Annotated in this window: 20 protein-coding genes; 14 read left to right on the forward strand and 6 right to left on the reverse strand. The window is 71.3% G+C overall.

Annotated features, from left to right (window positions below; translation table 11 throughout):
* The first annotated feature begins 413 nt into the window (after window positions 1-413).
* Window positions 414-1,976, forward strand: coding sequence for a phosphoglycerate dehydrogenase (serA, locus tag ACOQFR_RS08655; RefSeq protein ID WP_421380868.1), 1,563 nt, complete (start codon window positions 414-416; stop codon window positions 1,974-1,976).
* Window positions 1,976-2,626: a histidine phosphatase family protein gene (locus tag ACOQFR_RS08660; RefSeq protein WP_421380871.1), complete on the forward strand. Its 651-nt coding sequence runs from the start codon at window positions 1,976-1,978 to the stop codon at window positions 2,624-2,626. The genes serA and ACOQFR_RS08660 overlap by 1 nt, the downstream gene beginning before the upstream one ends.
* A gap of 56 nt (window positions 2,627-2,682) precedes the next feature.
* On the opposite strand, the gene ACOQFR_RS08665 is transcribed toward ACOQFR_RS08660, so the two are convergent.
* Entirely contained in the window at window positions 2,683-2,844 is a 162-nt protein-coding gene (locus ACOQFR_RS08665) for a hypothetical protein (RefSeq protein WP_421380874.1), read from the reverse strand.
* A gap of 92 nt (window positions 2,845-2,936) precedes the next feature.
* On the opposite strand from ACOQFR_RS08665, the gene folC reads away from it, so the two are divergent.
* The 7 genes from folC to ACOQFR_RS08700 all read left to right on the forward strand — a co-directional run bounded on the left by folC (window position 2,937) and on the right by ACOQFR_RS08700 (window position 9,483).
* A complete protein-coding gene (gene folC, locus ACOQFR_RS08670) occupies window positions 2,937-4,184 on the forward strand; it encodes a bifunctional tetrahydrofolate synthase/dihydrofolate synthase (protein WP_421380877.1) in 1,248 nt (415 codons plus the stop codon).
* 61 nt (window positions 4,185-4,245) lie between these two features.
* Window positions 4,246-5,310 carry an SPOR domain-containing protein gene (locus ACOQFR_RS08675; protein WP_421380881.1) on the forward strand — a complete coding sequence of 355 codons (1,065 nt, stop codon included), beginning with the start codon at window positions 4,246-4,248 and terminating at the stop codon, window positions 5,308-5,310.
* Between the two features lie 16 nt (window positions 5,311-5,326).
* Window positions 5,327-5,941, forward strand: a complete 615-nt coding sequence (locus ACOQFR_RS08680) for a CvpA family protein (RefSeq protein WP_421380884.1) — start codon at window positions 5,327-5,329, stop codon at window positions 5,939-5,941.
* Between the two features lie 3 nt (window positions 5,942-5,944).
* Window positions 5,945-7,417: an amidophosphoribosyltransferase gene (gene purF, locus ACOQFR_RS08685; RefSeq protein WP_421380887.1), complete on the forward strand. Its 1,473-nt coding sequence runs from the start codon at window positions 5,945-5,947 to the stop codon at window positions 7,415-7,417.
* A gap of 24 nt (window positions 7,418-7,441) precedes the next feature.
* Window positions 7,442-8,251, forward strand: a complete 810-nt coding sequence (locus ACOQFR_RS08690; protein ID WP_421380890.1) for a ferritin-like domain-containing protein — start codon at window positions 7,442-7,444, stop codon at window positions 8,249-8,251.
* Complete coding sequence (locus tag ACOQFR_RS08695) at window positions 8,248-8,967, forward strand: hypothetical protein (protein WP_421380893.1); 720 nt, start codon at window positions 8,248-8,250, stop codon at window positions 8,965-8,967. Before ACOQFR_RS08690 ends, ACOQFR_RS08695 begins: the two co-directional genes overlap by 4 nt.
* A 144-nt stretch (window positions 8,968-9,111) precedes the next feature.
* The gene (locus ACOQFR_RS08700) at window positions 9,112-9,483 is read left to right on the forward strand and encodes an endonuclease domain-containing protein (protein ID WP_421380896.1); all 372 of its coding nucleotides are present in this window, start codon (window positions 9,112-9,114) and stop codon (window positions 9,481-9,483) included.
* On the opposite strand, the gene lpxH is transcribed toward ACOQFR_RS08700, so the two are convergent.
* On the reverse strand, window positions 9,480-10,196 hold the full coding sequence (lpxH, locus tag ACOQFR_RS08705) for a UDP-2,3-diacylglucosamine diphosphatase (protein ID WP_421380899.1): 717 nt from the start codon (window positions 10,194-10,196) through the stop codon (window positions 9,480-9,482). The genes ACOQFR_RS08700 and lpxH overlap by 4 nt on opposite strands.
* Entirely contained in the window at window positions 10,193-10,963 is a 771-nt protein-coding gene (locus ACOQFR_RS08710; RefSeq protein ID WP_421380902.1) for a peptidylprolyl isomerase, read from the reverse strand. Before ACOQFR_RS08710 ends, lpxH begins: the two co-directional genes overlap by 4 nt.
* 132 nt (window positions 10,964-11,095) lie before the next feature.
* On the opposite strand from ACOQFR_RS08710, the gene gltX reads away from it, so the two are divergent.
* The 3 genes from gltX to ACOQFR_RS08725 all read left to right on the forward strand — a co-directional run bounded on the left by gltX (window position 11,096) and on the right by ACOQFR_RS08725 (window position 14,299).
* The gene (gene gltX, locus ACOQFR_RS08715; protein ID WP_421383251.1) at window positions 11,096-12,496 is read left to right on the forward strand and encodes a glutamate--tRNA ligase; all 1,401 of its coding nucleotides are present in this window, start codon (window positions 11,096-11,098) and stop codon (window positions 12,494-12,496) included.
* A gap of 64 nt (window positions 12,497-12,560) precedes the next feature.
* The gene (locus ACOQFR_RS08720; protein WP_421380905.1) at window positions 12,561-13,049 is read left to right on the forward strand and encodes a transcriptional repressor; all 489 of its coding nucleotides are present in this window, start codon (window positions 12,561-12,563) and stop codon (window positions 13,047-13,049) included.
* Window positions 13,034-14,299, forward strand: a complete 1,266-nt coding sequence (locus ACOQFR_RS08725; RefSeq protein ID WP_421380908.1) for a succinylglutamate desuccinylase/aspartoacylase family protein — start codon at window positions 13,034-13,036, stop codon at window positions 14,297-14,299. Before ACOQFR_RS08720 ends, ACOQFR_RS08725 begins: the two co-directional genes overlap by 16 nt.
* An 18-nt stretch (window positions 14,300-14,317) precedes the next feature.
* Here ACOQFR_RS08725 and ACOQFR_RS08730 read toward each other — a convergent pair whose 3' ends face one another.
* Window positions 14,318-16,426 (reverse strand): TonB-dependent receptor, encoded by a 2,109-nt coding sequence (locus ACOQFR_RS08730; protein WP_421380911.1) that lies wholly within the window; start codon window positions 16,424-16,426, stop codon window positions 14,318-14,320.
* Window positions 16,427-16,513: 87 nt separating this feature from the next.
* Between ACOQFR_RS08730 and ACOQFR_RS08735 the strand changes: the two genes are divergently transcribed.
* Complete coding sequence (locus tag ACOQFR_RS08735) at window positions 16,514-16,912, forward strand: MerC domain-containing protein (protein ID WP_421380914.1); 399 nt, start codon at window positions 16,514-16,516, stop codon at window positions 16,910-16,912.
* Between the two features lie 82 nt (window positions 16,913-16,994).
* Complete coding sequence (locus tag ACOQFR_RS08740; protein WP_421380917.1) at window positions 16,995-17,183, forward strand: 30S ribosomal protein THX; 189 nt, start codon at window positions 16,995-16,997, stop codon at window positions 17,181-17,183.
* A 99-nt stretch (window positions 17,184-17,282) separates the two neighbouring features.
* Here the strand turns inward: ACOQFR_RS08740 and hutI are convergent, their stop codons facing one another.
* The gene (gene hutI, locus ACOQFR_RS08745) at window positions 17,283-18,521 is read right to left on the reverse strand and encodes an imidazolonepropionase (RefSeq protein ID WP_421380920.1); all 1,239 of its coding nucleotides are present in this window, start codon (window positions 18,519-18,521) and stop codon (window positions 17,283-17,285) included.
* The gene (locus tag ACOQFR_RS08750) at window positions 18,518-19,678 is read right to left on the reverse strand and encodes a CaiB/BaiF CoA transferase family protein (RefSeq protein ID WP_421380923.1); all 1,161 of its coding nucleotides are present in this window, start codon (window positions 19,676-19,678) and stop codon (window positions 18,518-18,520) included. The genes hutI and ACOQFR_RS08750 overlap by 4 nt, the downstream gene beginning before the upstream one ends.
* Between the last annotated feature and the right edge of the window lie 33 nt (window positions 19,679-19,711).

Below are 19,711 nucleotides of genomic sequence, written 5' to 3' on the forward strand. Positions count from 1 at the left end.
CGTGGGTACGGGCCATTGGTCATGGCCGCGGCGGGGTTGCCGAAAGGCGCCGGGGCGGACATCGGGCGGGCCGGTTCCCTTCGCTGCCCGCAGCGGGTAAGGTAGGGGCGTTGGTCCTGGACTCCCATGCTCATGAAGCCCCGTCTCCAGACCCGCGGACCGACCGGTCCGTTCCACACTGATTTGCCGGTCGTCCGATGGTCACAGCGCAATCGCGCGATTCGACAGCCTCCCGGCGTCGTCTTCTCTTGCCCGCACGTTCGTGCGCCGGCAGACGGTGGATTCCATGCGTAGGCAAACGGCCGCCCTTGCGGCCGACGGCGTTTCCGCGACCTGAATCCGGGGCTTGTTGCCTGTCCCGGTCCGGGGCATGGCGGCGGGCCTCCCACCGCTGTTGATCCAGGAGAAAGGCAATGCGCGTTTTGGCTTGTGATGGCATCCATGAAGACGGTCTGGCCCTGTTCCGCGATGCGGGCTGGGACGTCGAGATTTCCGATCCGATCAAGGACCCCAAGGTCCTGGCCGCGAAGCTCGAGGGCTTTGATGCCGTGCTGGTGCGTTCGGCCACCCAGGTGACGGCCGAGTCGCTGGCCCACGCCAGCGCGTTGAAGGTGATCGGCCGCGCCGGCGCCGGCGTGGACACCATCGACGTGGACGCCGCCACCGCGCGCGGCATCGCCGTGATGAATGCCCCCGACGGCAACACCCTGGCCGCTGCCGAACACGCGATCTCGCTGCTGTTCGCGCTGGCCCGGCACGTGCCGCGCGCCGATGCCGGCATGAAGGCCGGCGAATGGCCCAAGGCCGGCCTCACCGGCTTCGAGCTGGAAGGCAAGAAGCTGGGCGTGATCGGCCTGGGCCGCATCGGCGCCACCGTTGCGCGCAAGGCGCAGGGCATCGGCATGGAAGTGGCCGCGCACGACCCCTTCCTGCCGGCCTCGGCCGCGGGCAAGGGCAGCGTGGCGCTCAAGCCGCTGGAGGAACTGCTGGCCTGGGCCGACGTGGTGACGCTGCATATCCCGCGCACCAAGGACACCACCAACCTGCTCAACGAGGCCCGCCTGCGCGGCATGAAGAAGGGCGCCTTCCTGATCAATGCCGCGCGCGGCGGCCTGGTGGACGAGGACGCGCTGCTCACCCTGCTCGAGGAAGGCCATCTGGCCGGCGCCGCGCTCGACACCTTCGTGACCGAGCCGCTGCCCAAGGACTCGGCGCTGCGCGGCAACGCCAAGCTGATCCTCACGCCGCACCTGGGCGCCAGCACCGGCGAGGCGCAGCAGGCGGTGAGCACCATCCTGGCGCGCCAGATCATCGATTTCGTCGCCACCGGCGCGGTCGCGGGCTGCGTCAACCTGCCGCCGCTCACGCCCGAGACCGCGCGCGAGGTCGGTCCTTGGATGCCGCTGATGACCGCGCTGGGCAAGCTGGCCGCGCGTCTGGTGCCGGCGCCGACGAAGCTGCAGGTCACCTACGCCGGCCGCACCGACGGCCTGGACACGCGGCCGCTCACCCGCTTGCTGGTGGCCTCGCTGCTGGGCCCGGCCTCGGGCCGCGTGACGCCCGTGAATGCGCTGCATGAAGCCGCCTCGCGCGGCCTGGAAGTGGCCGAAACCCTGGGCGGCGACGGCGACGGTTTCGACCGCCTGCTGCGCATCCGCGTGCAGGGCGCGGCCGGCAGCCGCGAGATCGAGGCGACGCTGCATCGCGGTCCGCGCGTGGTGCGGCTGGACGGCGTCGAGCTCGACTTCGATCCGCTGGCCCACATCCTGCTGATGCGCAACGAGGACAAGCCCGGCGTGATCGGCCTGGTCGGTTCGCACCTGGGCGCGGCCGGCGTGAACATCGTCAATTTCTCGCTGGGCGCCACCGGCGACGGCGGCGCGGTGGCGGCGATCACGGTCGACCGTGAAGTGCCCGAGGCGCAGCTGGCCTCGCTGCGCGGCATCCCGGGCATCGTCGCGATGGAGCAGGTCTGATGAAGGTACTGCTCGCGCGTCACGGAGAAACACCCTGGAATGCCGAAGGCCGCTACCAGGGGCAGCGCGACATCGCGCTGTCGGAGGTCGGTGAAAACCAGGCGCGGCTGCTGGGCGAACGCCTGGCGCAGGTCGCCATCACCCGCGCGGTGGCGTCGCCGCTGGCGCGGGCGCGGCGCACGGCGGAACTGGCGCTGGGTGCGGAGCGTGCGTCGCAGCTTCGGCTGGACGAAGGCCTGAAGGAAATCGCCCACGGCGACTGGGAGGGGCTGCTGGCCGCCGAGATCCGCGAAAGGGATCCGGCACGCCTGCGCGCCTGGCGCGAGACCCCCGAGACGGTGCAGATGCCCGGTGCGGGTGGCGAGTCGATCGTCGAAGTGCTGGACCGCGCCTGGCCCGCGTTCGCGCGTGCCTGCCGTGGGCTGGGCGCGGACGACACGCTGCTGGTCGTGGCCCACGACGCGGTGAACCGCGTGATCCTGTGCCGCATCCTGGGCCTGCCGCTGTCGCGGCTGTGGACCTTCCGGCAGGCACCGACCACGATCAACCTGCTCGAGGGACCGGACGTGAATTCACTGGAAGTGGTGCGCCTGAACGACTGCGGGCACCACACCGCGCTGTTCGGCGAGGCGGTGCATCGGGCGCTCTAGTTTTCCGGACGGGCGCCGCCGTGCGGCGCCCGTGGCCCGAAGCCGGGGCCGTGCGCTCAGTCCTGCGGCGGCGCCGACTCGTCGGCCTCGGTGTCCGCCGCCTCGGCGGGTTCGCCGGCGCGCTTGCGGGCGGCCTTCTCGGCGTCCTTCTCGGCCTTCTTCTTCTGCTTGGCCAGTTCGCGCTGGCGCTTTTCGAAGGAATAGTTGGGCTTGGCCATGGGCGCGCTCGGGCTGGGGAATGCCGCCAGTTTACCCCGTCGACGGCCCGCCCGGGCGCTGCGTGGCGCCCGCCATGGGCGATAATCGCTGCATGGCACGCACGCTTTCCCAGTGGCTCGAGTACCAGCAGGCCGTCCATCCCAAGAGCATCGACATGGGCCTTGAGCGCGTGGGCGAGGTGGCGCGCCGGCTGGGCGTGGGTCGCGCCGGGCGGCACGTGGTCACCGTGGCGGGTACCAATGGCAAGGGCTCGACGGTGGCCTTCCTCGAGGCCATTGCCCGCGCGGCCGGCCTGCGCGTGGGCGCCTACACCTCGCCGCACCTGCTGCGCTACAACGAACGCGTGCGGGTGGACGGCGTGGACGCCGACGATGCCACCCTGGTGGCCGCGTTCGAGCGCATCGAAGCCGCGCGCGGCGAGGTGCCGCTGACCTATTTCGAGTTCGGAACGCTGGCGGCCCTGCTGGTGTTCGAGGCCTCCGGGCTTGACCTGGCGGTGCTGGAGGTGGGGCTGGGCGGCCGCCTGGACGCCACCAACCTGGTGGACCCGGACGTGGCCGTGATCACCACCGTGGACCTGGACCACCAGGACTACCTGGGCCATGACCGCGAGACCATCGGTGCCGAGAAGGCCGGCATCCTGCGCGCGGGCAAACCCTGCGTGCTGGCCGAGAAGGATCCGCCGTCGTCGGTGCTGCGCCGGGCCTACGCCCTGGGCGCCTTCGCGATCCGTGGCCATTCCGACTACCTGGTCGAGGCGCGGCCGGGCGGCTGGCGCTGGCGCGAGCCCGGGTACCGCATCGACTTGCCCGATCCCGGCCTGCAGGCGCCGGCCCAGCGCGACAATGCCGCTGCCGCGATCGCCGCGCTGCGTGCGCTGGACCTGCCGATCCCGGATGCGGCGATCCGCCGCGGCGTGGCGGGCGCGCGCGCACCGGGCCGCCTGCAGATCCAGACGGGTCCGCCGCAGCGCGTGCTGGACGTGGCGCACAACCCGCAGGGCGCGCGCCAGCTGGCGCAGTGGCTGGCGGCGAACCCGCGGCCGACCGTGGCGGTGTTCAGCGCGCTGGCCGACAAGGACCTGGCCGGCATCGTCACGCCGGTGCAGCCGCATGTGCGGGCCTGGCACCTGGGACCGATCACCGACGCCGGGCCGCGCGGGCTGGACGTCGGCACGCTGGCAGCACGCCTGCGCGAGGCGGTGCCCGACGCGGTGCTGCATGCGCATGCCAGCCTCGCGCAGGCCCTGTCCGCCGCCACCGAAGCGGCGGGAACGGAGGGCCGCGTGCTGGTGTTCGGCTCATTCCACACGGTGGCTGAAGCGCTGGCCGCGGAATGAGCCGGGCGGCCGGCCATCCCGGCTATAATTCACGCCACTCCCCGGCCGGACCGACGACCCGATGGATTCCGCCCTGAAACAGCGCCTCATCGGCGCCGCCGTCCTGGTGGCGCTGGCCATGATCTTCCTGCCCATGCTGCTGCGTGGGCCCGATGCCGAGCAGCCCGATGCCGCGCAGGTGCCGCTGGACATGCCGGCCGCGCCCGACCAGGAATTCGAAACGCGCGAGCTGCCGCTCACCGTGCCGCAGCCGCAGGCGCCCGAAGGCGGCGTGGTCGGCATGGACACCGGACCGCGTCCCAGCGACGACCCCAATGCCGTGGCCACCGTGGACCAGACCGGTGCGCCGGCCGCGCGCACCGACTATGCGCCCGTGCCCGAAGGCGAAGACGGCACGCTGGCGCCGGTCGATGCCGCCACTGGCCTGGCCCAGTCGCCTTCGCCTCCGTCCGCGCCCGCGCCGACCGCGCCGGCGGTGCCGCCCGATGCGGCCAGCCCCGTGACGCCGCCGGCCGCGGCACCGCCGCCGGTCGCGTCCACCCCGGCCGCCGCCGGCGGACGCTACATGGTCAATGTCGGCAGTTTCTCCAACCTGGCCAATGCCCGCGCCCTGGCCGACAAGCTGCGCTCGCGCGGCCTGCCGCTCACCAGCGAGTCGGTGGACGTGTCGGGCAAGCCGGCGATGCGCCTGCGGGTCGGCCCGTACGGCGATCGCGCCGCGGCCGAAGCGGCGCGCCTGCGCGTGGATTCGGTCACCGGCGGTGGCGCCAACGTGATCGCGCTTGACGGTTCCGCCGCGCCCGCGCCGGCGCGCGCCACCCCGGCCGCTGCGGCGGTGGCCACGCCGGCCCAGGTGCCCGTACCCGCGCGCGCCAGCACCGCCGCCAATGTCGGTTTTGCGGTGCAGCTGGGTGCGCTCAGCTCCGAGGCCGATGCCAGTGCGCTGCGCGACCGCGCCCGCGCCGCCGGCTTCGTGGCCTTCCACCAGCGGGTGAACACCGAACGCGGCGCCGTCTGGCGCGTGCGCGTGGGGCCCGAAGCCGACCGCGCCGCCGCCGAGCGCCTGCGCGAATCGGTGGCCGGCAAGCTGGGCATGAAGGACGCGATCGTCGTCCCGCACCCGTGATCCGCTGCCTGCGCCGATGCTGAACTGGGCCGACTACGCGCTGCTGGCCGTGCTGGCCGTGTCGATGGGCGTGGGCCTGTGGCGCGGCTTCGTGGTCGAGGTGTTGTCGCTGACGGTGTGGGTGGCGGCGTTCTGGCTGTCGATCGGTTTCGGCGATGACGCGGCCGCGCGGCTGACCGGCGTCGAACAGGTATCGGCCCGGCTGTTCCTGGGCTATGCCGGCGTGTTCCTGGGCGTGCTGATCGTGGGCGGGCTGGTCACCTGGGGCATCGGCAAGCTGATCGCCAACACCGGGCTGTCGAGCACCGATCGCGTCCTCGGCCTGGGCTTCGGCCTGGCCCGCGGCGGCGTGCTCGCCTGCGTGGCCGTGCTGCTGCTGGGCTTCACGCCGGTGCCGCGTGATGCCTGGTGGTCGGAATCGCGGCTGCTGCCGGGGGCGCAGCGCGGCGCGGAATGGATGGCCGCTTTCCTGCCGCCGGCGGCCGCCGAACACCTCAGCTTCGCACCGGCGGGCGATGCGCCCGACGCATCCCGCACCGAACCCGAGTCCCCGGCCACCGACGCCGTGGCCGAAGAACATCCTTCCAGCGCGGCCCCGCAGGCCAGCGCAAGCATCGATCCGGAGACCTGACCCATGTGCGGCATCATTGGAATCGCCAGCGCCAGCGACGTCGCTGCCGCGCTGTACGACGGGCTGACGGTGCTGCAGCACCGCGGCCAGGACGCGGCCGGCATCGCCACCATGGACGGCAACAAGGTGCGCCTGCACAAGGGCAACGGCCTGGTGAAGGAAGTGTTCGACGAGGCGGCGATGACGCTGCTGACCGGGCGCGTGGGCATCGGCCACTGCCGTTATCCCACCGCGGGCTCGGAAGGCTCCGACGAGGCGCAGCCCTTCTACGTCAACTCGCCCTACGGCATCGCGCTGGCCCACAACGGCAACCTGATCAACACCGACGCGCTGCGGCGCATGGTGTTCGAGCAGGACAAGCGCAACGTGAACACCGAATCCGATTCCGAAGTGCTGCTGAACGTGTTCGCGCACGAACTGCAGGCGCAGGGCGCGCTAACGCCGCAGGCGGCCGTGGCTGCCGTCGCCGGCGTGCATCGCCGCTGCACCGGTGGTTACGCGGTAGTGAGCATGGTGCTGGGCCTGGGCCTGGTGGCGTTCCGCGATCCCTACGGCATCCGGCCGCTGGTACTGGGCAAGCGCGAGCGCGCCGATGGTGGCACCGACTACGCGGTAGCCTCGGAGAGCGTGGCGCTGGATATCCTGGGTTTCGTGCGCGAGCGCGACATCAAGCCGGGCGAGGCGGTGGTGATCACCGGCAACGGCCAGCTGCATGCCGAGGTCTGCGCGGCGCCGCGCGAGCATGCGCCCTGCATCTTCGAGTACGTCTACTTCGCGCGCCCCGATTCCATGATCGAGAACATCTCGGTGCACAAGGCGCGCATGCGCATGGGCGTGACCCTGGGCCAGAAGATCCTGCGCCTGCGGCCCGACCACGGCATCGACACGGTGATCCCGATCCCCGACACCTCGCGCGACGCTGCGCTGGAAATCGCCAACGTGCTGGGCGTGAAGTACCGCGAGGGATTCATCAAGAACCGCTACGTCGGCCGCACCTTCATCATGCCGGGGCAGGGCGAGCGCGTGAAATCCGTGCGCCGCAAGCTCAACCCGATCCCGCTGGAGTTCAAGGATCGCGTGGTGCTGCTGGTGGACGACTCGATCGTGCGCGGCACCACCAGCCAGCAGATCGTGCAGATGGCGCGCGATGCGGGCGCCAAGAAGGTCTACCTGGCCTCGGCGGCGCCGCCGGTGCGTCACCCCAACATCTACGGCATCGACATGCCCTCGGCTGACGAGCTCGTTGCGCATGGCCGCACCGAAGCCGAGATCGAGAAGCTGCTGGGCTGCGACTGGCTGATCTACCAGGACCTGGCCGACCTCGAGGCCGCCGTCGCGGGCCCGAAGTTCCCGGGCAAACGATTCGACAGTTCCTGCTTCAGCGGCGAATACGTCACTGGCATCGAGCCGGGTTATTTCGAGCGCATCCAGCAGCTGCGTTCGGACGACGCCAAGCGCAAGCGGCGCGCGTCGTGATGGCTTAGGCGCGGTCGGACGCCCATGCCCAGCCTCCACGCCGCGGCCGCCGACTGTCTCGCCGCGTCTGATCCGGATGAAAAGCTGCGGCTGACGCATGCCGCCGCGGCGGCGTTCAGGCGCGGCGAACTGACGGTGCCGGCCAGCGCGCCGCCGCCTTCGCCGATCCGTGCGCCCGGCCGGCCCGCGCGTCCGCAGCTGATTTCGCCGCGCGACCTGCCCCAGCGCGGGCTCGGCAGCCCGCAGGGACGCGCGGCCTTCCTGCACGCGGTGGCGCACATCGAATTCAACGCCGTGAACCTGGCCTGGGATGCGGTGTACCGGTTCCGCGGCATGCCGGCCGCGTTCTACGCCGACTGGGTGGGCGTGGCCGATGACGAGGCGCGGCATTTTTCACTGCTGCAGCAGCGCCTGGCCAGCCTGGGCCAGGCCTACGGCGATTTCGACGCGCACAACGGCCTGTGGGAAATGGCCGAGCAGACCGCCGACAGCTGCCTGCGGCGCATGGCCCTGGTGCCGCGCGTGCTGGAGGCGCGCGGCCTGGACGTGACGCCCGGCATGATCACGCGCCTGCGCCAGGCCGGCGATGCCGACTCGGCCGACGTGCTCGCCCTCATCCTGGACGAGGAAGTGGCGCATGTGGCCGCCGGCACGCGCTGGTTCCACTGGTGCTGCGAGCGCGAGGGCCTGGCGCCCGGGCGCGAGTTCATCCGCCTGGTGCGCGAGGTCGCGCGCGGCTCGCTGCGCGGTCCGTTCAATCGTGCGGCGCGGCGCGAGGCCGGGTTCGACGACTTCGAGATGGCGGAACTGGAATCCATGGAGCCTGCGCGATGAACAGATTGTCTTGCCTGCTGCTGCTGGCCGCACTCACCGCCTGCCAGCCCGCGCCGGTGGATCCGGCCTTCGACGAGGAAAAAGCGGCCGAGCTGCTGGCCGGCTACGAGGCCGCGCGCGCCGAGCAGGATTTCGAGATCGCCGAAGCGCGCGGCGACGAGCTGCGCCAGCGCCACGGGGAAACCCGCGCCGCCGAGACGGTGCGCGCGACCCTGGACGAAGTGCGCGCGGGCGCCGAGGCGATGCGCGAGTCGCGCCGCCTGAAGGCCCTGTGGGATTACCAGGCGATTCCGGCGGCGGGCGGCACCCAGCACACCGCCGCGATCTCCAGCCGCGTCGAGGTCGGCGAAGATGCCGACCTGTCGCTGGAAGAAGAAGTGCAGGTGGCGCCGATCCCCGATGCCAAGCTGATCCTGCGGCGGCACCCGGAGTGGGGCGACAGTGTGTACCTGGTGCTGACCCAGCGCGATCTGGACTGTGGTCCGCCGTGCTCGCTGCAGATTGCGTTCGACGACGGCGACTTCGAGCGCTTCGAAGGCGACCCGGCCGACACCGGCACCGGGCCGGCCCTGTTCATCGTCGAGCGCGAGCGTTTCCTGAAAGCGATGCAGGCCGCCAGGCGCGTGCGCATCAAGCTGCCGGGCAGTGCGCACCTGGCGCCGGCCTTCGAGTTCGAGGTGGGCGGCTTCCGCGCCAGGCCGGGCCTGCTCGACTGATCCCCGTGCTCACGTCGAGAGCGCGGGGCGAATTCCTACCCCGGGTGACTGCGGGCTCCGATGGGATCACGACGGCGGCGTCGGCAATCTGCGGATCCGGGTGACGGGCGGCGCGGCCGCCGGCCCCGCACGAGGAGCCGCCGCATGCGCCTGCCCTGGCATCGTCATCGCGCCCTGCAGCGCAGCCGCATCGAAGCGGTCGACGCGCTCTGGCAACAGCTTCGCGATCCGGCACGGTCCGGCTGCCGGTTCCGGCGCCAGCATCCGATCGCCGGCTACGTGGCCGACTTCGCCTGCGCCGAGGCTGGGCTGGTGGTGGAGGTGGATCGCGGCGACGTCCCCGAACGCCGTGATTACGACCGTCGCCGCACCGAGATCCTGGGCGTCGCCGGCTATCGCGTTCTGCGGGTGACGGGCGCGCAGGTGCTGTGTGATCCCGGATCGGTGCTTGCCTTGATCGCCGCGCACGTCGCGCAGCTGCCGCCGCGGCCTGCCGAACGGGCGCAGCGTGGCTAGAGCCGGCTCAGCGCGATGCCTTCGGCCTGGACGCGCAGCACCGAGCCCTGCTCGTACCAGTCGCCCAGCACGATGCGCGTGGCGGGCCTGTCATCAAGCTGCAGCCGGTGCACGGCGGGGCGGTGGGTGTGGCCGTGGATCAGCCGGTCCACGCCGTAGGTGTGCATCAGCGCCTGCACCGCGTCCGGATTGACGTCGGTGATGGCCTCCGACACGCCGGCCTGGTGCTGCTGGCTGGCGGCGCGCGCCTGCGCGGCAAAGGCCTGGCGCGCGGCCAGCGGCTGGGAGAGGAAGGTGGACTGCCACGCGGGGTCGCGCACCTGGCGGCGAAAGGCCTGGTAGGCCGTGTCGTCGGTGCACAGCAGGTCGCCGTGCATCAGCAGGGTGGGGTGGCCGGCCAGCGACACCACGCAGGGATCGGGCAGCAGCTGCACGCCGCTGCGTTCCCGGATGCCCTGGCCGTAGAGGAAGTCGCGGTTGCCGCGCATCAGGTACACCGGCACGCCGGACTCGACCAGCGCACGCAGGCCGGCGCAGACCGCCGCGCCGGGTTCGCCCGGATCGTCATCGCCGACCCAGGCCTCGAACAGGTCGCCCAGGATGTACAGGGCTTCGGCCTGCCGCGCCTCGCCGGCCAGCAGCGACAGGAACTGCTGCGTGATCGCGGGGCGCGACGGATCCAGATGCAGGTCCGACACCAGCAGCACCGTCATGGCTGCGCCGGCTCGTCGGCAGGTGCAAGCGTGGCGCTGCCGGCGGCCACGGATGGCAGCACCTGCACGCGTTCGATCACCACCGGCGTCACCGGCACCCAGGCGGGGAAGGGCGGCTGGGCCGAGGTCGGCACCGCGGCAATGCGGTCCACCACGTCCAGGCCCAGCACCACGCGTCCGAACACGGTGTAGCCGGCGGTGTAGGGACTGTCGGTACCGCTGGCATCGAGCTTCGGGTTGTCGACCAGGTTGATGAAGAACTGCGACGTGGCCGAATCCACCACGCCGCGGTCGCGCGCGGCGGCCAGCGTGCCGCGGCGATTGGACAGGCCGTTGCCGGCCTCGCTGCGTACCGGCGCGCGGGTGGGCTTCTGCTGCAGGTCTGGCGTGAAGGCCCCTGCCTGCACCAGCAGTCCCGGGATGACGCGATGGAAGATGGTGCCGTTGAAGTGGCCATCGCGCGCATAGGCCAGGAAATTCTCGACCATGCGCGGCGCGGCGGCGGCATCGAGCTCGAGGGTGATCTCGCCCAGGCTGGTCACCACCAGCACGCGCGGCGATGCGGCCACTGTCGTCGGCGAGGGCAGGGCATCGGCGGCGGGCGCGCCTGGGGATGCGGGCGGGGCGGGCGCAGGCGTGGCGGCAGGCGCGGGCGGATTCGGGGAAGGCGCTGCGGTGGCCGGCGGCGCAGGCGTGGCGGTGGCCTGGGCATCGGCATTCGCCGACACCAGCAGCAGGCTCAGGCAAAGCAGGCAACGCAGCAGCATCCGGCCTCCGGGCCCGGCGAATCAGGCCACCATGGTAGCGCAGGCGCCGGTCGGCACCGGCGATGGCCCCGCGGGCGGGCCGGTCAAATGGCGTAAAATGTGCGCCATTCCCTGCTTCCAGAGCGCGCCGCGATGACCTGCCGCACCCGTTTCGCCCCCAGCCCCACCGGCTTCCTGCACATCGGCGGTGCCCGCACGGCGCTGTACTGCTATCTGGAGGCGCGCCGCCGCGGTGGCCAGTTCATCCTGCGGGTCGAGGACACCGACCGCGAGCGCAGCACCCAGGAAGCCATCGACGCCATCCTGCTGGCGATGGACTGGCTGGGCCTGGAGTACGACGAGGGCCCGGTCTTCCAGACCCAGCGCCTGGACCGCTACCGCGAGGTGGCCGAAAAGATGGTTGCCGACGGCACCGCCTACTACGCCTACGAAACCCGCGAGGAGCTCGACGCCGCGCGCGACGCCGCCATGGCCGCCAAGGAGAAACCGCGCTACAACGGCCACTACCGCGACCTCAATGCGCCCTGGCGCGACGATCCCAACCGGGTCATCCGCTTCAAGAACCCGATCGGCGGCAGCGTGGTGTTCGAGGACAAGATCAAGGGCCGCATCGAGTGGAGCAATGACGAGCTCGACGACCTGGTGATCTTCCGTCCCGACGGCTACCCCACGTACAACTTCGCGGTGGTGGTGGACGACCTGGACATGGGCATTACCGACGTCATCCGCGGCGACGACCATGTGAACAACACGCCGCGCCAGATCAACATCTACAGGGCGCTGGGCGCGACCGTGCCGCACTTCGCGCACATGCCGATGATCCTCGACCCCGAGGGCGCCAAGCTGAGCAAGCGCTCGGGCGCGGCGAATGTGATGTCGTACAAGGAAGAGGGTTACCTGCCGCATGCGCTGGTCAACTACCTGGCGCGGCTGGGCTGGTCGCACGGCGACCAGGAGATATTCAGTCGCGACGAACTCAAGTCGCTGTTCGCGATCGAGGACGTCAACCAGAAGGCCTCGCGCCTGGACCCGGCCAAGCTGGGCTGGCTCAACCAGCACTATCTCAAGACCGACGATCCGGCCGAGGTGGCGAAACATTTCGTGCCGCAGCTGCTGGCGCACGGATACGACCTGGCCCTCGGCCCGGATCCGGCCGACGTGGTGGTGGCGCTGCGCGACCGCGTGCAGACGCTGAAGGAAATGGCCGAGCGCGCTGCCGTCTGGTACCAGCCCCTGGTCGAATACGATGCGGCGGCTGTCGCCAAGCACCTGGTGCCGGCCGCCGCCGCGCCGCTGTCGGCGGTGCGCGAGCACCTGGCCGCGCTGCCGCAGTGGACCGTGGAAGCGGTGCACGGCGCCATGCAGGCCACCGGCGAGACGCTGGGCCTGGGCCTGGGCAAGATCGCCCAGCCCCTGCGCGTGGCGATCACCGGCACCCAGGTCAGCCCCTCGATCGACCACACGGTCTACCTCGCCGGCCGCGACCAGGCGCTGGCCCGCATCGACGCGGCCCTGGCCCGGATTGCCGCCTGAACCGCGGCCCGGGCGGCGCTTGCCGCGAATTGATTTAGTCACGCCCAGGGCCCACCCTAGACCCATGTCCAAGACCGCCCACGCGCACGACTGCACCAGCCCCGAGCACCACGTGCACGATGCCGGTGGCTACCTGCAGGCGGTCGGCCAGGCCTGCGAAGCCCGCGGTGTGCGGCTTACCCCGCTGCGTGCACAGGTGCTGGGCCTGATCGCGGAAGCCGGCAAGCCGGTGAAGGCCTACGACCTGCTCGATTCGATGAAGGCGCTCAACGGCACCAGCGCGCCACCCACGGTGTACCGCGCGCTCGACTTCCTGCTCGAGCAGGGCTTCATCCATCGCCTCGCCTCGGTCAACGCCTTCGTCGGCTGCCACCATCCCAACGAGCCGCACTCGGTCCCTTTCCTCATCTGTGACCAGTGCCAGGCGGCGGTCGAGCTGGAAGGCGAGCGCATCCCGCGGCTGCTCGACGCGCAGGCCAAGGCGCTGGGCTTCGTCCCGCGTGCGCAGACGCTGGAAGTGCACGGCCTGTGCGCGGCATGTTCGGCGGCCTGAGCCGCCAGGGCCTGGCCCTGGCCTTGGGAATGCTGGCCGGCGCGGCCGCAGCGCAGGACTTCCCGGTCGATCCGCCCGCCGGCGCGCAGCCCGCCACCACGCCGCCCGCCGGCATCGCCAAACCCGAACTGCCGCCGGCGCCTGAACTGGTCACGCCGCTGGCGATCCTGGACCGCCTGGTGGTGCCGGGCACGCGGCTGCAGCTGGAATGGCGCCCCGGCGGCGGCATCAGCAATGCCGAGATTCCCAGCCCGGTGATCGTGGCCCGCGGCGCGATGGCCGGCCCGGTGCTGTGCCTCACCGCCGGCATCCACGGCGACGAGATCAACGGCGTGGAGATCGTGCGCCGGCTCTCGCATTCGGTCGATCCGACGCGGCTGGCGGGCACGGTGATCGGCGTGCCGATCGTCAACGTGTTCGGCTATTCGCGCGGCTCGCGCTACCTGCCCGACCGGCGCGACCTCAACCGCTATTTCCCGGGCAGCCGCCACGGCAGCATCGCCTCGCGCATCGCCAATGGTTTTTTCCAGGACATCGTGCGCCACTGCGACATGCTGGTGGATTTCCACACCGGGTCGTTCGAACGCAGCAACCTGCCGCAGGTGCGCGCCGACCTGACCAACCCCGAAGTGCTTGAATTCACGCGCGGCTTCGGCTCCACCGTGGTGCTGCACAGCGACGGCAACAAGGGCATGCTGCGGGTCGCCGCCACGGCCGTCGGCATTCCCGCGGTGACCTTCGAAGCCGGTGCGCCCACCCGGCTCGAGCCGGCGGAGATCGCGCAGGCGGTGTCCGCCATCGAGCGGCTGATGATGAAACTGGCCATGCGCGAAGATCCGCAGGCCAAGTCCGATTCGCCGATCGACATCACCAGCGTGATGCTGGAAGCGCCCGAGCCGGCGCCGATCTTCCTGGATTCCCGCTGGGTACGCGCCAATTCCGGCGGGCTGCTGATCAGCGACGTCAGCCTGGGCCAGCGCGTGCTGGCGGGTCAGCGCCTGGGTCGCGTGATCGACCCGGTCAGCAACGTCGAGCGCTTCATCCTGGCGCCGGTGCCCGGCCGCGTGATCGGCATGTCGCAGAACCAGGCCGTGCTACCCGGCTATGCCGCCTTCCACCTGGGAACCGAAACCAGCGAACAGCAGGCCGTGCGCGAAGCGGCCGAACCGCAGCCGCCGGCCGCAGTGGCCGAGGATCCCGAGGACCGCCCGGAGGCGGCCGACAGCGACGACGGCGCCGACTTCGAGTGAAGCCGGCACCGCGGGCCCTCAGAAACTGACGCGCAGGCCCACCGCCAGGTTGCGCCCGGGCAGCGGCGCAAAATCCTTCAGGTAGGACGTGTGCACGCGGGCCTCCTCGTCGGTGAGGTTGCGGCCTTCCAGGAAGGCCTCCCAGCCGGTTCCGCCCACGTCCCAGTGGTAGGCCAGGCCGGCGTCGATCAGGGTGTAGCCGTCGGTTGCCGATTCGAGTTCGGCGACGTCGTCCTGGTCGGCGACGCGGATCGCGCCGATGCGGGCGCGCCATCCGTCCATCGACCAGTTCAGGTCGGCGCCGACGCGGCCCGGGGCGATGCGCGGCAGGCGGCCACCGCCGTCGAGCTTCGCGTCCACGCCATCGGCGAACACGCGCAGGGCCCAGAGGCCGCTGGCGTTCTCGAACAGCTCCACCGTGCCTTCCGCTTCCCAGCCGGTGAATTTCGCGTCGCCCTGCACCCAGGCGCGCACCGGCAACTCGTCTTGCTCCAGGCCGGTCTCGGCCAGGTAGATGAAGTCGTCGTAGCGCGACTGGTACACCGAGACCTTGCCCTCGAAGCGGCCCTGGTGCAGGTGCAGGCCGATCTCCCCGCTCACCGCCGTCTCGGTGTCCAGCGTGGCGTCGCCGATCTCGAAGCTCTGGGTGGCGATGTGCGGGCCGTCCGAGAACAGTTCTTCAGCGGTCGGCGCGCGCTGCGCGCGGTCGAGGTTGACGCTCAGGTGCATCAGGTCGCTGAAGTGCCACAGGCCGCCGACCGCCAGGCTGGTGGCGTTGTGGTCGCGGCCCGGGCCGTTCTCGGGATCGATGCTGACGCGGTCGTGGCGCGCGCCCAGCTCGATCTTGAAGTCGCCGAACTCACGCTCCTGCAGCACGAACAGGCCGACGTCGCGGGTGATGGACGGCGGCACGAAGGCCTCGTCGCCGATCGCCTCGAAATCGCGGTGGCCGTACTGCAGGCCGAACGCGCCGCGCCAGCCGTTGATCTCGTTCTGCACGGCTTCGATGCGGCCTTCGGTGCCCACGTTCTCGAACACCGTGCCCACCTCGTCGCCCTCGAACTCGGTGTGCTCGTAGTGGCTGCGGGTGACGCGGTAGCTGATCTCCTGCAGCGGGCCGACGCCGCGCACGCCGCCGCGGAACTCGAAGCGGTCCTGGCGCATGTCCAGGCGCACGACCTCGCCTTCTTCCCCGGCTTTCGCGCCCAGCACCTGGTCCTCTTCCTCATGTTCGTGTTCGTGCGCACCGGGGGGAATGCCGTAGTTGGTGCGGTAGGTGCTGGCCGCCGCGCCAAACCACGCCTTGTCACCGAGCCAGCTGCCGCCGAGGGCGCCGCCCTCGGTGGTCAGCGAGCTGTTGGGCAGGCGGCCCCGCGCGAAGTGGTCCGGGTCTTCTCCCTCGGCCAGTTCCTCGGCGACCAGCTCCGGCGAGAAGGCGTAGCCGGGGATGCGGTAGTCGCCGCTGTCGCGCCGGAACAGGTCGGCATGGAAGGTGACCTGGCCGGCATCGGCATCCAGGCGTGCCATGCCGGTGCTCTCGTCGGCGGCGCTGCCGTGCCGGATCTCGGCGCGGCCGCTCATCGCGCGCCCGGCCGGCGCGGTGGGCACGCGGCCGTCGACCACGTTGACGGCGCCGCCGATGGCGCCGCTGCCGTAGAGCAGGGTGGCCGGACCCTTGAGCACTTCAATCTGGTCGGCCAGGAAAGGCTCGATGGTGACGGCGTGGTCCACGCTGACGGTGGACACATCCAGCGCGGAGGTGCCGCCGCTGAGGACCTGCACGCGCGCGCCGTCCTGGCCGCGGATGATCGGGCGGCCCACGCCGGCGCCGAAGTAGGACGACTGCACGCCGGTCTGGCGCTCCAGCGTCTCGCCCAGGGTGCCGGCCTTGCGCGCGTCCAGGGTCTCGCCGGTCAGCACGTCCACCGGGCGCGCGAGGTTCTCGATGGCGTTGCGCAGCGGGGTGGCGGTGACTTCGATCTGGTCCAGGGTGCGGGCGGTGTCGTGGCCGTGGTCCTCGGCGTCGGTGGCATCGGCCGGGGCGCCCTGGGACTGGGCCAGGGCCAGTCCGGGCAGGGCCAGAAGCACGGCCATGACGAGGGGAGCGCGGCGCAGGGATCGGGTCATTGTTATATAGTCCGGTTGCTGGAGAGTGGGTGCAATGTTATATTATTCCAACTCAAGGGCAATCCCCCGGACGTCATGGTCGCCATAGTGAAATCAAGCAAGCTGCACCTGCCGCCCTGGGCGGACCGCCTCGGCGCGGTCGGCGCCTTCATCTGCGCGCTGCACTGCGCGCTGGTGCCGGTGGCGCTGGCGGTCGTGCCGGCGCTGGGCATGGGCCTGGTGGCCTGGCATGGTTTCGAGGTGGGCTTCAGCGTGTTCGCCACCGTGCTGGCCGTGGTCAGCCTGGTGCTGGGCTATCGCAACCACCGCGCCTACCACGCCTGGCTGCTGGTCACGCCGGGGCTGGTGCTGATCTGGGGTTCGCTGCTGGTGCCGGCCCTGCATGCCTCCACCACCTGGCACGGCGTGGCGATGGCGGTGGGCGGCGTGCTGATCTCGGCCGCGCACCTGGTCAACCTGCGACTGTCCTACGGCCACACGCACTGAGCCCGGTGGCCGGCCATCTTGGTCGGCAGGGCCCGCGGTGATAGGCTACGCGCCTCACCGCACATCATTTCAAGGAATCACCATGGGTAGGGGCGACAAGAAAACCGCCAAGGGCAAGCGTTTCACCGGTAGCCACGGCAACAGCCGCCCGCCGACCGTCAAGAAGTCCACCGCCGGCAAGACGGCCGCCACCGTGAAGGCGCCTGCCGCTGCCGCCAAGGCGCCGGCCAAGAAGGCCCCTGCCAAGAAGGCCGCCGCGGCCGCCAAGTAATCCTGGCGCGCACCGCTGCAAGCACGAAGCCCCGCCGATGCGGGGCTTCGTCGTTTCAGGATGCTGCGCAGGCGGCAGAGCCGTCGGGCCGCGCGCGGCTCAGTCGCAGACGCGACGACCGGCGATGTGCAGCGAGTGCAGCAGGTCGCCCGCCAGCCAGTAACAAAGCTCGGCCGGGTGGCCGACGTTCCACTGCACGAAGTCGGCGCGCTGGCCCGGCAGCAGCCGTCCGCGGTCGTGCAGGCCGAGGGCGCGCGCGGCGTGCATGGTGGCGCCGCGCAGCGCTTCCTCGGGCGTCAGCCGGAAGTGCGTGCAGGCCAAGGCCATCGCCAGCCGCAGCGACTGCAGCGGCGAGGTGCCGGGATTGAGGTCGGTGGCCACGGCCATCGGCACCGCGTGCTCGCGCAGCAGCGCCATCGGCGGCAAACGCGTTTCGCGCAGCACGTGGAAGGCGCCGGGCAGCAGCACGGCCACCGTGCCGGCCTCGGCCATCGCACGCACGGCGGCCTCGTTGCTCCATTCGATGTGGTCGGCCGAGAGGCCGCCGAACTCGGCGGCGAGCGCGGCGCCGCCCAGGTCGCTGAGCTGGTCGGCATGCAGCTTCACCGGCAGGCCCAGCGCGCGCGCGGTTTCGAACACGCGCCGGGTCTGTGCCGGGCTGAAGCCGATGCCTTCGCAGAAGGCATCCACCGCATCCACCAGGCCCTCGGCGTGCAGCACCGGCAGCCAGGCGCAGACCTGGTCGATGTACTCGTCGGGACGGCCCGCGAACTCCGGCGGCAGCGCATGCGCGGCCAGGCAGGTGGTGCGCACGGTCATGCCGAGCTGTTCGCCGACCCGGCGCGCGACCCGCAGCATCTTGCGTTCGTTGTCCAGGTCCAGGCCGTAGCCGGACTTGATCTCGAGCGTGGCGACACCGTCGGCACGCAGCGCGCGTGCACGCGGCAGCGCCATCGCCAGCAGTTCGTCCTCGCTGGCGGCGCGGGTGGCGCGCACGGTGGAGACGATGCCGCCGCCCTCGCGCGCGATCTGCTCGTAGCTGGCGCCCTGCAGCCGGCGCTCGAACTCGACCGCGCGGTCGCCCGCGAACACCAGGTGGGTGTGGCAGTCCACCAGCGCCGGCGTGATCCAGCGGCGCTGCGCGGAATCCACGCGCGCGGCCAGCTGTGCCGGTTCGCCGGGCAGCTCGTTGCGCGGGCCGGCGTAGGTGACCAGGCCATCCTTCCATGCCAGCGCGCCGTCCTCGACCACGCCGTAGGCACCCAGGTCATCGCGCAGCGTGGCCAGCCGCGCATCCAGCAGCAGGCGGTCCCAGGGCGGCGCCAGGCGGCCGATCACCGGATCGCTCCCGCCAGGCGAAGGGCTTCGGGTTCGAAGCCGCATCCGCGCGCGATCTCGTCGCTGTGCTGTCCCAGCGCGGGCGGCGCGCGTTCGAGCCGGGGCGGCGAGGCGGACAGCTTCAGCGGACTGCCGACCATCGGAACGCCCTCCATCAGGATCCGCATGCCGCGCGCGTGCGCGACCGGATGGTCCAGCGCCTGCCGCACCGAGTTGATGGGCGCGGCCGGCACGCCGGCGCCGGCGAACAGGCCCAGCCAGTGCGCCACCGGCTGGCCGATGAAAAGCGCCGCGAGCTCCGCGCAAAGCGCCTCGCGATGTTCGACCCGGCTGGCGTTGTTGACGTAGCGCGGATCGCGCAGCCAGTCCTCGCGGCCGAGCAGGTGGCAGGTTTCCATCCAGAGTTTTTCGCTGGCCACCGCCAGCACGAACTCGCCGTCGGCAGCATGGAAGGCCTGGTAAGGCACGATGCTGGCGTGCGCATTGCCGTGCCGCGCCGCCTCGCCGCCGGTGAACAGCGCGGCGCTGCCCACGTTGGCCAGCAGCGCCAGCTGGCTGTCGAACAGCGACACGTCGATGCGTTGGCCCTTGCCGGTGCGGTGGCGCTGCATCAGCGCCGCCAGGATCGCGGTGGCCGCGTTCTGCCCCGTGGCCAGATCGGCCACCGCAACGCCGACCTTGTACGGTTCGCCGTCGGCGGGGCCGGTGACCGACATCAGCCCGGCTTCGGCCTGCACCACGTAATCGTAGCCGGGCCAGGCCGCGCCGGGACCCTGGCGGCCGTAGCCCGAGATCGAGCAGTAGACCAGCCGCGGATTGATGGCCGACAGCGCGTCGTAGCCCACGCCCAGCGCTTCGGCGCCGCCGGTGCGGTAGTTCTCCACCAGCACGTCGGCTTCGCGCACCAGGGCTTCGACCAGTGGCCGTGATTCGGGTGTGCGCAGGTCGATGGCGAGCGAACGCTTGTTGCGGTTGCAGCAGGCGAAGTAGGCCGACATGCCGTCAAGGAAGGGCGGGCCCAGGCCGCGGGTGTCGTCGCCGTCGAAGGACTCGAGCTTGATCACGTCGGCGCCCAGGTCGGCCAGGATCATGCCGCACCACGGGCCGGCGAGGACCCGGGACAGTTCCAGCACGGTGATTCCGGACAGGGCGCTCATCGCGGCCATTGTATGCGGGCCGCGTTGGCCCAT

The organism is Arenimonas sp. MALMAid1274, assembly GCF_049195245.1.
Taxonomy (GTDB): Bacteria; Pseudomonadota; Gammaproteobacteria; order Xanthomonadales; family Xanthomonadaceae; genus Arenimonas.